9 protein-coding genes are annotated in these 12,592 nt (G+C 71.7%); 3 read left to right on the top strand and 6 right to left on the bottom strand.

The window, feature by feature from the left end:
* Window positions 1-76: 76 nt before the first annotated feature.
* The 4 genes from ACF08W_RS24265 to ssd are packed head-to-tail and all read right to left on the bottom strand — an operon-like array spanning window position 77 to window position 4,027.
* Window positions 77-880, bottom strand: coding sequence for a type II secretion system F family protein (locus ACF08W_RS24265; RefSeq protein ID WP_392280510.1), 804 nt, complete (start codon window positions 878-880; stop codon window positions 77-79).
* Window positions 877-1,752, bottom strand: coding sequence for a type II secretion system F family protein (locus tag ACF08W_RS24270; RefSeq protein ID WP_392280511.1), 876 nt, complete (start codon window positions 1,750-1,752; stop codon window positions 877-879). The genes ACF08W_RS24265 and ACF08W_RS24270 overlap by 4 nt, the downstream gene beginning before the upstream one ends.
* The gene (locus ACF08W_RS24275; protein WP_392280512.1) at window positions 1,749-2,897 is read right to left on the bottom strand and encodes a TadA family conjugal transfer-associated ATPase; all 1,149 of its coding nucleotides are present in this window, start codon (window positions 2,895-2,897) and stop codon (window positions 1,749-1,751) included. Before ACF08W_RS24275 ends, ACF08W_RS24270 begins: the two co-directional genes overlap by 4 nt.
* Window positions 2,894-4,027: a septum site-determining protein Ssd gene (ssd, locus tag ACF08W_RS24280; protein WP_392280513.1), complete on the bottom strand. Its 1,134-nt coding sequence runs from the start codon at window positions 4,025-4,027 to the stop codon at window positions 2,894-2,896. Before ssd ends, ACF08W_RS24275 begins: the two co-directional genes overlap by 4 nt.
* A gap of 511 nt (window positions 4,028-4,538) precedes the next feature.
* On the opposite strand from ssd, the gene ACF08W_RS24285 reads away from it, so the two are divergent.
* Window positions 4,539-5,378, top strand: a complete 840-nt coding sequence (locus ACF08W_RS24285; RefSeq protein WP_352275617.1) for an HAD-IB family hydrolase — start codon at window positions 4,539-4,541, stop codon at window positions 5,376-5,378.
* 592 nt (window positions 5,379-5,970) lie between these two features.
* Here ACF08W_RS24285 and ACF08W_RS24290 read toward each other — a convergent pair.
* A complete protein-coding gene (locus ACF08W_RS24290; protein WP_352275619.1) occupies window positions 5,971-6,795 on the bottom strand; it encodes an oxidoreductase in 825 nt (274 codons plus the stop codon).
* Between the two features lie 102 nt (window positions 6,796-6,897).
* On the opposite strand from ACF08W_RS24290, the gene ACF08W_RS24295 reads away from it, so the two are divergent.
* A complete protein-coding gene (locus tag ACF08W_RS24295) occupies window positions 6,898-7,893 on the top strand; it encodes an ATP-binding protein (protein WP_352275621.1) in 996 nt (331 codons plus the stop codon).
* A 99-nt stretch (window positions 7,894-7,992) separates the two neighbouring features.
* Here the strand turns inward: ACF08W_RS24295 and ACF08W_RS24300 are convergent, their stop codons facing one another.
* Window positions 7,993-9,258, bottom strand: a complete 1,266-nt coding sequence (locus tag ACF08W_RS24300; RefSeq protein ID WP_392280514.1) for a hypothetical protein — start codon at window positions 9,256-9,258, stop codon at window positions 7,993-7,995.
* Between the two features lie 419 nt (window positions 9,259-9,677).
* On the opposite strand from ACF08W_RS24300, the gene ACF08W_RS24305 reads away from it, so the two are divergent.
* The gene (locus tag ACF08W_RS24305) at window positions 9,678-12,530 is read left to right on the top strand and encodes a SulP family inorganic anion transporter (protein WP_392280515.1); all 2,853 of its coding nucleotides are present in this window, start codon (window positions 9,678-9,680) and stop codon (window positions 12,528-12,530) included.
* Window positions 12,531-12,592 lie beyond the last annotated feature (62 nt).

Raw genomic sequence — 12,592 nt, forward strand, 5'->3', positions numbered from 1 at the left:
CCCGTGAAATTCTTGATTCATCCAGAAATTGATTGCACACGCACTTTTCAGCCGGTTTGTACGCGGCTGACTTGCGTCACCCCGTACGCAGCAGCCCGTTCGCCAGGCCGAACACCACCGGCGCCACACCGACCAGCAGGAACGCGGGGAGGAAGCAGAGCCCCACCGGGGCGGTGACCGCCACGGCCGCCCGCTGCGCCCGTGCCACGGCCGCGCTCGTCCGTTCCGCCCGCATCGCCTCGGCCAGCCGCGCCACCGGCTCCGCCGCCGGTGCCCCCGTCGACCCCGCACGGTCCAGACAGCGGGCCAGCGGGCCGGCCCCCGGTATCTCCCCGAACCTCCCCCAGGCCGCCGAAGGGTCACCGCCCAGACGGATCTCCGCAGCCACCCGCGCCAGCCGGTCCCCGACCGGTCCGCCCAGTGACTCCCCCACCGCCTCCGCCGCCTCCCGGGGACCGGCCCCGGCGGAGAGGCAGGCGGCCAGCAGATCGGCCGCCAGCGGGAGCTGACGCCTCACCTCCGCCGTATCCGCCGCCCGGGCCGCGTGCCCTTGCCGACCCCGTTGCCACCGGCGGGCCCCGTACGCCCCGGCCAGCCCCGCCAGGCACCCCAGCAGGCCGCCGACCAGGACCCAGCCCACCACCACGACCCCCAGCGGCACGGCCCACTCCTTCACCCGGGCGCCGGGCACGGCACACCACGGCGCCGGCCCGCCCCGGGGCCTCCCTCGCCCCTCGACCGCCATCAGCGCCGCGCCCCGACGACGTACCGCCCGCCGACGGGCCGTCCCGGCCAGGACGAGGCCCACCGCCACGAGCGCGCTCGACACCGCGCACACCGCCACCAGCTGCCGGACCACCTCGCCGGCCCCCGCGCTCATGCCACCTCCCCCGCCCGTACGATCCCGGCGGCCCAACGGAGCCCGGCCGCCTCCAGCAGGCCGCCCGTCGCCAGGCAGGCCAGCCCGGCCGGGGTGTGCAATAGCACACGCAACGGATCGGCCCCGAGCGCCGCCCCGAGCCCGAGCCCCAGCACCGGGAGCAGTGCCAGTACGGCCACCGTCGACCAGGCCCCCGCCAGTTGGGCCAGCAACTCGGCCCGGCCACGCGCCTCCGCCCGCAACGCGCCTTCCAGGCGGTCCATCCCCGCCGCGAGCCCGGCCCCGCGGTCCGCCGCCACCCGCCAGCAGGCCGCCACCCCCGCGAGCCCCTCCAGCCCCGGCTCGCGCGCCGCCTGCCGGAGCGCCGCCGGAACGTCGCCACCGAACCGGGCTGCAGCGGACACAGCGGCCTCCTCCGCGCCCAGGGCTCCGGTGTCGCGGACGGCCACGAGCAACGCCCGTCCCGGTTCGTGTCCGGCCCGCAGCTCACCCACGACCGCACCGCACAGCGCCACCACCCCGGCGGCGCGGCGTTCCCTCTCCCGGCCCCGGGCCCGCCGTCGCAGCCACCTCCGTACCACCGGCACCGCCACCACACCGGCCGGCAACGGCAGCACCGACCGCCCCAGCACCGCGACGACCGCCGCCGCCACGAGGCAGAGCAGCTCCCACCGCCCCGACAACCGCTGCCGTACCCGCGCCCCGGCCCTTTTCCACCACACCGACCGGGCACCACCCGGGGCGACGAGCAAGGCATCGGCCCGCCACCGCCCGTGGTCCCGCGCCACCACCAGCCAGGCCGCCGCCCCGGCGCACAGGGCCACCGCGCAACTCACCCCCACCGACAGTCCCGTGGACGCTCCCCCGCTCACCAGGCACCCCCGACCAGGAACCGCAGTCGCTCCCAGCCCCGTTCCCGCACGAACCCGTCGGCACCCCAGCGCAGCGCGGGCACGGTCACCACCAGCCCGGACGCATCCCTCTCCAGGACCTGCACCTCGGCGATCCGCCGCTGACCGGACCGGTCCCGCGCAAGGTGCACCACCACCGACAGCGCCGCCGCCAGCTGGCTGTGGAGCGCCGCCCGGTCCAGCCCGGCCGCCGTGCCCAACGCCTCCAGACGGGCCGGTACATGCTCGGCGGCATTGGCGTGCACAGTGCCGCAACCGCCCTCGTGGCCCGTGTTCAGCGCGGCCAGGAGATCGGTGACCTCGGCACCCCGCACCTCCCCGACCACCAGCCGGTCGGGCCGCATCCGCAACGCCTGCCGCACCAGGTCCCGGAGCGTCACCCGGCCCGCCCCCTCCTGGTTCGCGGGGCGGGACTCCAGCCGCACCACATGCGGATGGTCCGGCCGCAGCTCCGCCGAATCCTCGGCGAGCACGATCCGCTCGCGCTCCCCGACCGCCCCCAGCAGACTCGACAGCAGGGTCGTCTTGCCCGCTCCCGTGCCCCCGCTGATCAGGTACGAGACCCGGGCCTCGACCAGGGCCCGCAGCATCCGGTCACCACCCGGCGGGACCGTCCCCGCCGCCACCAGCTCCGCCAGCGAGAAAGCCCTGGGCCGCACGACCCGCAGCGACAGGCACGTCGAGCCCACGGACACCGGCGGCAGTACCGCGTGCATACGGGTGCCGTCCGGCAGCCGCGCGTCCACCCAGGGACGGGCATCGTCCAGCCGCCGCCCCGCCACGGCGGCCAGCCGCTGCGCCAGCCTGCGCACCGCGGCGGCGTCCGTGAAGGTCACCCCGGTGAGCTCGATCCCGCCGCCCCGATCCACCCACACCCGGTCCGGAGCGGACACCAGCACGTCCGTCACCGCCGGATCGGCGAGCAGCGGCTCCAACACCCCCGTACCGACCAGCTCACCGCGCAACTCATCGGCCGCACCGAGCACTTCCGTATCGCCGAGCAGCCTCCCCTGGGCGCGCAGCGCGGCCGCCACCCCGGCCGGCGTCGGCGCCGTGCCGCTCTGCGCGAGCCGCTGCCGTACGGCGTCGAGCAGCGCCTCCGTCATGACGCACCGCCCTTGGCGCTTCCCGCCGAACGCTCCTCCACGAGGACCTGCTCCCAGAACGCCGTACAGAACCTGGCCATCGGACCGCGCGCGCGGCCACCCGGCGGCGCGCCGCCGTCCTGCGCCGTCGACAGCCCGTTGTCGAGCGGGAGTTCACCGGCCAGGGGCAGCTCCAGCGCCTGCGCCATCCACGGGGCGTCGAGGCCCGCCGCGTACGGCCCGCGGCACACCACCCGCAGGTCGTCGAGGGCCGCCCCGGCCATCGACGCGATCCGCTTCGCCGCGGCGACGGCGCGGAGTTCGCCCGGCACCACCAGCAGTCCGAGGTCCAGCTGGGCGAGCGCCTCGGCCACCGATTCGTCGAACCGGCGCGGAAGGTCGACGACCACCACCCCACCGAGTCGGCGGGCAGCGGCCAGCACGGCCCGCATGGCCTGCGGCGGAATGGCCACCCAGTCGTCGCGCCCCCAGCTGAGCACCCGCAGCCCATGCAGTTCGGGCAGTGACTCCTCCAGCGCCCCTCCGCCGACCCGACCTCGGGAATGGGCGAAGTCGGGCCATCGCTTCCCCTCAGCCCGTTCACCGCCGAGCAGTACGTCGATGCCGCCGCCGAGCGGATCGCCGTCGATCAGCATGGTCCGCCGACCGGACCCGGCCGCGGTCACCGCGAGGGCGCAGGCCAGCGTGGAAGCGCCCGCGCCGCCCCGGCCTCCGATCACCCCCACGGTGAGCGCCGGCCGGCCCACTCCCTCCGCCGCGTTGGCCAGCTGGTCGACGAGCCAGCTCTCCGATTCGGGCAGCCGCAGCACGTACTCGGCCCCGATCTCCACGGCCCGTCGCCAGATCTCCGGCACGTCCTGCCCTCTGCCGACGATCATCACGCCCCGCCTGCGCACCGCGCCCCGGCATCGCTGGGCGGCGTCGTCGCCCACGAGAACCATCGGGGCCCGCTCCCAGCCGTCCCCGTCCCCGTCCTCGGGCGGTGACGGGCGCACCTCCGGCTCCGCCCCGGCCGCGGCGCACAGCCGCAGCAGGTCGTCGAGCAGTTCCACGTCCTCGGTCACGATCAGCGGTCCGCCCCGCCGCGCTCCGGCGGCCTGCGCATGATCCCCCGCACGGGTCCCAGCCACGAATCCCCCACCTCTTCCCACTGAAACTGCACCTGCGTCGTGGCCCGCGGCGTCCCGGACGGAGTGTCCCGGGACGGGCGATTCCACGAACCGCGGACTTCGCGGCTGGGAATCACCGTGCAGCGATGCGGAAAATCGTGTGGATCTTGCTTGAGAACTGTGGATAACTCCGCCGTTGTGAATAACTCCGTCGCCCATATCGGCGATCTCCACAGCGCAGCACTTCCGCTACGCACAGTCACGATGCAGGGTGGTGGAGGGCGGCTCGACCGACGAATCGCCACGGTCGGAATGGGGGCGGAATGCGGGATCCCGAACGGAAGAAACACGTCCGGACATGCGACGACCCCCGCCGGGGGGGAGAGCGGGGGTCGTCCCCACGGCCGACTCGGGGGGGGAGGAGCCGGACCGGGTTAGCACGGTCGCGAACGATCCGTGACTTCCATGGTGTACCCGAGGGCCTTCTCAAGCAAACCCACGCGCCGGGGTTTACGCCGAATGGTGTCCCCCTATGCTCTGCCTTGTGGAAAACCGCTTCTTGCCGCGCACAGCAGCCTTCTTCGACCTGGACAAGACGGTCATTGCGAAGTCTTCGACGCTGACCTTCAGCAAGTCCTTCTACCAAGGCGGTCTGATCAACCGCCGCGCAGTACTGCGCACTGCGTACGCACAGTTCGTGTTCCTTGCCGGGGGTGCAGATCACGACCAGATGGAGCGGATGCGGGAATATCTCTCCGCGCTCTGCAAGGGCTGGAACGTCCAGCAAGTGAAGGAAATCGTTGCCGAAACCCTCCATGATCTGATCGACCCGATCATCTACGACGAAGCCGCGACACTCATCGAGGAACACCACACCGCCGGGCGCGACGTGGTGATCGTGTCGACCTCCGGCGCCGAGGTCGTCGAGCCGATCGGTGAGCTGCTCGGCGCCGACCGGGTCGTCGCGACCCGCATGGTCGTCGGGGACGACGGCTGTTTCACCGGTGAGGTCGAGTACTACGCGTACGGGCCCACCAAGGCCGAGGCGATCAGGTCACTCGCGGTGTCGGAGGGGTACGACCTCTCGCGTTGCTACGCCTACAGCGATTCGGCCACGGACGTACCGATGCTGGAGTCGGTGGGCCATCCGCACGCGGTCAATCCGGACCGCGCGCTGCGGCGCGAGGCGACCCTGCGCGAGTGGCCGGTCCTCGTCTTCAACCGACCGGTCCGGCTCAAGCAGCGGCTGCCCACGTTCTCCCTGCCGCCGCGCCCGGCGCTGGTCGCGGCGGCCGCGGTGGGAGCAGCGGCCGTCACCGCGGGCCTCGTCTGGTACACCTCCCGCCGGCGCGCCGCAGTGGGCCCCGCCTGATACGGACCGCTGTTCCGCCGTCCGGCAGGCACGGGCGGCGGAACAGTGGGCGTCGAATTATCCAACTCACCCGTAATTGAACCCAAAAGTAAAGAAGTGGGGCCTCCACTACCGCTCACCCCGGCTCTGGAGTACAAATGACTCAACGGCCCGCGAGACCAAGGACATCCGAGAGGATTACCTTTACCGCAGAGACGGCCCCACGGACCGAGCATGAAAACCGAGCACCCACGCGACGTCGACCCGTCGATTACGGGCCAGCCGCACCAGGGAACGGGCAAAGAATCCCGACCTGATGGGCACATTTCGAGGACGCATGGTAACTGGGCGGACATGCCAGCGGCGGTACCGAGGACGGTGCCGCCGCAACCCTTTTACCGATAGCAAAGCCCCGCCGAGACCCTGAGCCGATGCGGCGCACCAGGGGTTCATGCCGACACCGCACGGATATTTTCCCGAAACACCCCGGTGAAGTTACTTCGGTGGATTCTTCTCCTCGCGCCCGTCGGCAGACGCACCCGCCGACCGGCACAGCTCCCGGTCGCCCCACCCGCCGGTCGCCTCCCCCTCCGGCCGACGAACCGCCGCGCCGTCAGGCGGCGCCGCGCTGCAATGCCTCGCACACGGCCGTCGACTCCCTGACGCCCAGTTCCACCGAGCGGCCGCAGTGGGCGATCCAGGCCGCCATCCCGTCCGGCGTCCCGGACAGGTAGCCCGCGAACGCGGCGGTGTAGGCCGCCCGCCCCTGCTCGGCGTGCCCCACCTCTGCGGGGCAGATCGACTTGGGATCGAGCCCGCTCCCGACCAGCACGATCCGCTCGGCGGTCCGCGCGACAAGACCGTTGTACGAACCGAACGGGCGCAGGGCCAGCAGCTCACCGTGCACGACCGCCGCCACCACCAGCGCGGGCGCCGACGTGCCCGAGAGCACCAGCCCGGAAAGCCCCTCGAGCCGCCCGGCCACCTCGTCGGCCGACGGCAGCGCCGCCTCGATCAACGGTTCGTCCACCGACTCACCGGCCAGCCGCGGCCGGCCGACCGCGTCGTCGGGAGTCGCTCCACCGGCGGCTACCAGGTGCAGCCGCGCGAGGACCCGCAGCGGCGACTGCCGCCAGATGGAGAGCAGTTGGCCCGCTTCGGCCGTCAGCCGCAGCGCCGCGCCGACCACCCGCGCCTCGCCGTCACCGCCGAAATCGGTGCGCCGCCGCACCTCCTCCAGACTCCAGTCGGCACCCGAGAGCGCCGCCGAACCGCGGGCTCCGCGCAGCGCGGCCTCCGCGGTGACCTCGTTGCTGCGGCGCCGCATGACGCGGTGACCGTAGACCCGGTCGACGGCCTTGCGTACGGAGTCCACCGCGTCGGCGACACCCGGCAGGGCGCCGAGGGCGGCGAGCGGATCAGAGGCAGTCGTACTCATAAGTAGGGAGGCTACGCGCACCCCGCACCGATACCGCCCGGGAGTGGCCTTCTTCACGAAGCTCGACAGCACAACGCGTTCACACCGCTACCCTAGGTGAACATGAAGATCGCTTTCGTGGGGAAGGGCGGCAGCGGCAAGACGACGCTGTCCTCGCTCTTCATCCGCCACCTCGCCGCCAATGAAGCCGATGTCGTCGCCGTGGACGCCGACATCAACCAGCACCTGGGGGCCGCGCTCGGCCTCGACGACCGGGAAGCCGCCGCACTGCCCGCGATGGGGGCGCACCTGCCTCTGATCAAGGACTATCTGCGCGGCACCAACCCCCGCATCGCCTCCAGCGAGACGATGATCAAGACGACCCCGCCCGGCGAGGGTTCCCGGTTGCTGCGGGTCCGCGAGGACAATCCGATCTACGACGCCTGCGCGCGTACGGTCGAGCTGGACGACGGGGAGATCCGGCTGATGGTCACCGGTCCGTTCACCGAGTCGGATCTGGGAGTGGCGTGCTACCACTCCAAGGTCGGCGCGGTCGAGCTGTGCCTCAACCACCTCGTCGACGGCCCCGACGACTACGTGGTCGTCGACATGACGGCCGGCTCGGACTCCTTCGCCTCGGGAATGTTCACCCGCTTCGACATGACGTTCCTGGTTGCCGAACCGACCCGCAAGGGCGTCTCCGTCTACCGCCAGTACAAGGAGTACGCGCGGGACTTCGGGGTCGCGCTGAAGGTCATCGGCAACAAGGTGCAGGGCGAGGACGACCTGGAGTTCCTGCGCTCCGAGGTGGGCGACGACCTCCTGGTCACCGTCGGGCACTCCGACTGGGTGCGGACGATGGAGAAGGGCCGGCCCGCCCGGTTCGAACTGCTGGAGGCCGAGAACCGGATGGCGCTCCAGGCGCTGCAGGATGCCGCGGAGGACTCGTACGGTCAGCGGGACTGGGGGCGCTACACGCGGCAGATGGTGCACTTCCACCTGAAGAACGCGGAGAGCTGGGGCAACGAGAAGACGGGCGCCGATCTGGCCGCGCAGGTCGATCCCGCCTTCGTCCTCGACGAGCGGTACGCGCGGGACGGCGTGGTTCAGCCCGTCTGAGCCTCGCGCGGGGCGCCGCGTCCGCCCGGGCCCTGCCCGGCGGGCCGGCGCCAGGCGGGCCGACACCAGGAACGGCTCCTGGGCTCCCGGGCAACCGGGCTAGTGAACGGCGCGGTCGGGCTGGTGAACGGCGCGGTCCGCACCACCGTCCGTACCGCCGAGGAACACCTTCCACCCCCGCTCGGGAGCCTGACCGACGCCGAGCGTGCCGAGCTTCGCGAGTGTCGCGGGGGCCTGCGCGTCCAGCCAGTCGGCCAACTGCCGGAAGGAGACACAACGCACCTCCTTCCTGGTGCAGACCGCCGCGATGGTCTGCTCGACGGCGCGCATATAGGTGCCGCCGTTCCAGGACTCGAAGTGGTTCCCGATGATCAACGGGGCACGGTTCCCCGCATAGGCGCGATCGAAGGCCCGGAGCAGACCGTCGCGCATCTGGTTGCCCCAGTACTCGTGCATGCCCGGGTCGCCCTGGGTCACGCCCGACTGGTTGAACATGAAGTTGTAGTCCATCGAGAGCGTCTCGAACGCGCGGCCCGGGACGGGGACGAGCTGCATCGACAGGTCCCAGATTCCGCCCTTCTTCTTCGGCCAGACCTGGTTGCCGACCCCGCTGGAGTCGTAGCGGAAGCCCATCGTCCGCGCGGCGGCCACCATGTTCTCCCGCCCTTCCAGGCAGGGGGTGCGGCCGCCGACGAGTTCCTTGTCGTAGTCGAAGGGGAGCGGTTTCTCGGCCGCGAGTCCGGGGGTGTTGGACTTCCATTCCTTCACGAAGGTCTTGGCCTGGCGGATCTCGCTCCTCCACTGGTCGACCGACCAGGTGCCTCCGCCTTCGGGCCCGCAGAAGTGGCCGTTGAAGTGGGTGCCGATCTCGTTGCCGTCCTCCCAGGCCCCACGCACCTGGGTGATGGTGTCGCGGATCCCCTGGGTGTCGTTGAACCCGATGTCGGAGCTTCCGGCGTTGTGCTTGGGCGGGTCGTACTGCTTCCGCTTCTCCTTCGGCAACATGTACACGCCGCTGAGGAAGTACGTCATGGTCGCGTGGTGCTTCCTCCCGACCTCGCGGAAGTGCGAGAAGAGTTTCTGGCTGTCCTCGCCCGCACCGTCCCAGGAGAAGACCACGAACTGCGGGGGCTTCCGTCCCGGCGCCAGACGTGTGGGAACGGGCTGCTCCGGCTGACTGCCGGTGAAGGCGGTGGAGCCGTCGCCGATCAGCCGGAACACACGGTTGGGCGCGGCTTCCGGCGCCGCGCCCTTCGCACCCGCAGGGAGTCTCTTCGAGCCGGGGACCTGTTTCACCGCCCCCGCCCCGCCATCCTTGCCGGAGGAGGAGCAACCGGCCACGCCTGCGGTGAGCACGACGGCCACGGCCCCCAGCGCGACTCGCCCTGTAACGGCCCGCGCCGCAGGTTCCTTCCTCCTGGAGTTCCGCCTCCCGGGGTTCCTCTCGGATCCCTTTCCGGTGGCACACCTCTTCACGGCGGCTCCTGTCATGGCGGCCGTCATCAGCCCACCCCTTCCCTGCAGGTGATCCGCATCGAAGTGGCGACGCGGCGCGGCCAAGTTCGCACATGACTTCGCCTGTTCAGCACGACAGGCCGAATGAAAAGATGATTATTCACCTGAACGGGTGGTCAAATTGGCTATTTACTCCCAAGCATGGACACGAATCTTTACTCCCCATTACTGTTCGTTTACCGAGAGTTGAGAAATCCCGCCGCTGCACGCCGTGACCCACGGCCGCGCCCCACATTCCGCGACCGCGCTGCCCCGGAGGAGACGGGAACATGTTCGCTTGCGTCCCCACTCGCCATGACCGCACATCCCGCAGTTCGCGCCCCTCGCGCGCCTCGGGAATCAAGCAACCGCACAGCCCGCCGCCACCTCGCGGCGGACGCTTCCGCATCTCCGGCTCCGACCTGTCCGCATCGATCACGGTCTTCCTGCTCGCCGTCCCCATGTCACTCGGCCTCGCCGTCGCCATGGGCGCCCCGCTGGAGGCCGGTCTCATCTCCGCCGCGATCGGCGGCATCGTCGCCGGGCTGCTCGGCGGCACCCCGCTCCAGGTCAGCGGCCCGTCCGCCGGGCTGACAGTCGTCACCGCCGAGCTGATCCAGATCTACGGCTGGCGCACCACCTGCGCGATCACCATCGGCGCCGGGCTTCTGCAGATCCTGCTGGGCTCGCTACGGGCGGCGCGCAGCGCTCTCGCCGTCAGCCCCGCCATCGTGCACGGCACTCTCGCCGGCATCGGCGTGGCCATCGCCCTCGCCCAGCTGCACATCGTACTCGGCGGCTCACCGCAGAGTTCGGCCGTCGCCAACGCCCTGGCCCTTCCCGACCAGTTGGACCGGGTGAGTCCGGCCGCCCCGCTCATCGGGCTGCTGACCATCGCCGTTCTCGTCCTGTGGCCCCGGATTCCGGGGCGGATCGGCAGAGGTCTTCGACGCGCTCCCACCGCCCTCGCCGCAGTAGTGACGGCCACGGCGGTGGCCGCGGTGGCAGCACCCGGGATCGCCCGGGTCGATCTTCCGTCCTGGCGCTCGCACGTCCTGCCGGAGCTGCCCCAGGGCCCGGTGCTCGCCCTGGCCACCGCCGTGTTCACGATGATGCTGGTGGCCAGCCTGGAATCACTGCTCGCGGCGGTGGCGGTGGACAAGTTGTCCGCCGCGTCCTCGGCACCGGTCCCACCCGTGCCGCCGCCCGGGCCCGCAGCCGAGACTGCCGATCCGCCCTCCGCTGCCACCCCATCCGCCGGTCCCCCGTCCTCCGCCGCGCCCGCGCTGCCCGCCAGGCGTTCCGATCTCGACCGTGAACTGCGCGCCCAGGGCATCGCGAACGTCATGTCCGGACTGGTCGGCGGGCTGGCCGTGTCCGGCGGCGCGGTGCGCAGCTCGGCGAACGTACGGGCCGGAGCCAGGACCCGGGCCGCCACCGTGTTGCACGGCGTCTGGGTGCTGCTCGCCACCGGGCTGCTCGTCACGGTGCTGGAGTGGATCCCGTTGGCCGCGCTCGCCGCGCTGGTGATGATGGTCGGCATCCAGATGGTGAGCCTCGCCCACATCCGGAACGTCCACAAGCACCGCGAATTCCTGGTGTACGGGGCGACGATCACCGGGGTGATCCTCTTCGGCGTGCTCAAGGGGGTGGCGATCGGCATCGCGGTGGCGGTCGTGGTCGCGCTGCACCGCCTGGCCAGGACGGGGATCACGGTCACCGATCAGGGGGGGCTGCATCTGGTCGTCGTGCGGGGGCAGCTCACGTTTCTCGCCGTGCCCCGGCTCAGCCGCACGCTCGGGCAGTTGCCCCAGGACGGAAACGTCGTCGTCGAACTGGACGGCTTCTTCATGGACCACGCGGCGTACGAGGCGATCCAGGACTGGAGCAATGCCCAGACCGCCCACGGCGGCAAGGTCGTGTTCACCGGCCGGTCCGGTAGCCGGATCGCGGAGCCCACCTCGGCGGCGGACGCCTGCTGCCGCCCCTGGACGCCGTGGCGCAACCATCACTGCCACGACGCCCCCGCTCTCCTCTCCGCGGCCCCGGCCCCGCTTCCGGACACCGACGCGGACGCGGGCCCACCTGAGGACACGGCTTCGCACCCGGTCCCGGGTACCTGTCCGGAACCAGCCCCGGCCCCGGACACCCGCCCGGCCCCAACACCGGCCCCGGACCAGAACCAGGGCCAGGGCCAAGGTCAAGGTCAAGGTCAAGGTCAGGACCAGGATTCGGCTGGAGGCACGGCTCCCGGTTTCCATCACTCCACCGGCCCCATCCCTTCGCCCCACACCGCACCCCGTACGGCTGCCCACGCCGATCCCGGTCCCCGTACCGATCCTCGCGCCGGTCACTCCGTCGGCCCCCGGCCCGAAGCCTCCGACGTCGGTGCCGCACCCGGGCCCCGGTACGGCGCGGGCGGCCACCGGCTGGCCAGCGGTCTCAGTTCGTTCCAGCGCCACACCGCCCCGCTGGTGCGCGACGAGCTGGCCCGGTTGGCCGCCGAAGGGCAGCGTCCGTCCCAGCTGTTCATCACCTGCGCGGACTCCCGCCTGGTCACCAGCATGATCACGGCAAGCGGCCCCGGCGATCTGTTCACCGTGCGGAACATCGGCAATCTGGTGCCGCCGCCGAACGCCGACTCGGGCGACCATTCGGTGGGCGCGGCGATCGAGTACGCGGTGGACGTGCTGAAGGTGGAGTCGATCACCATCTGCGGGCACTCCGGCTGCGGAGCGATGCAGGCGCTGCTCGGCGCCGGGCCCGAAGCGGAACATCCCCCCACGTCCCTGTGGCGGTGGCTGAGACACGGGCTGCCGAGCCTGAAGCGGATGTCGTCCCGGCATCATGCCTGGGCCCGGATCTCCGGGCGGCTGCCGGCCGATGCGCTGGAGCAGCTCTGCCTGACCAATGTGGTCCAGCAGTTGGACCATTTGCGGGAACACGCGTCGGTGGCACAGCGGCTCGCCGAGGGAACGCTCCGGCTGCACGGCATGTACTTCCACGTCGGCGAGGCGCAGGCGTATCTGCTGACCGAGGGTGCGAGCAGTGGGCTGGATCCCGACGAGGTCTTCGACCGCGTGGACCCGGCGGAGCCTGCCGGACCCACCGGTTCGGACGAACGGGAACGCACCGGCGTCTGAACCGCCGCCGTCCCCGGTCCGTGACACCTTGTGGTCCTGCCCCCGCGCCGCGCCGCACCACT

It is taken from the genome of Streptomyces sp. NPDC015144 (assembly GCF_043079735.1).
Taxonomy (GTDB): domain Bacteria; phylum Actinomycetota; class Actinomycetes; order Streptomycetales; family Streptomycetaceae; genus Streptomyces.

Excerpts from the sequence above, each read along its gene's own strand:
- ACF08W_RS24265 (WP_392280510.1), bottom strand. The coding sequence starts at position 880 with ATGAGCGCGGGGGCCGGCGAGGTGGTCCGGCAGCTGGTGGCGGTGTGC.
- ACF08W_RS24275 (WP_392280512.1), bottom strand. The coding sequence starts at position 2,897 with ATGACGGAGGCGCTGCTCGACGCCGTACGGCAGCGGCTCGCGCAGAGC.
- ACF08W_RS24285 (WP_352275617.1), top strand. The coding sequence starts at position 4,539 with ATGCTCTGCCTTGTGGAAAACCGCTTCTTGCCGCGCACAGCAGCCTTC.
- ACF08W_RS24290 (WP_352275619.1), bottom strand. The coding sequence starts at position 6,795 with ATGAGTACGACTGCCTCTGATCCGCTCGCCGCCCTCGGCGCCCTGCCG.
- ACF08W_RS24295 (WP_352275621.1), top strand. The coding sequence starts at position 6,898 with ATGAAGATCGCTTTCGTGGGGAAGGGCGGCAGCGGCAAGACGACGCTG.
- ACF08W_RS24305 (WP_392280515.1), top strand. The coding sequence starts at position 9,678 with ATGTTCGCTTGCGTCCCCACTCGCCATGACCGCACATCCCGCAGTTCG.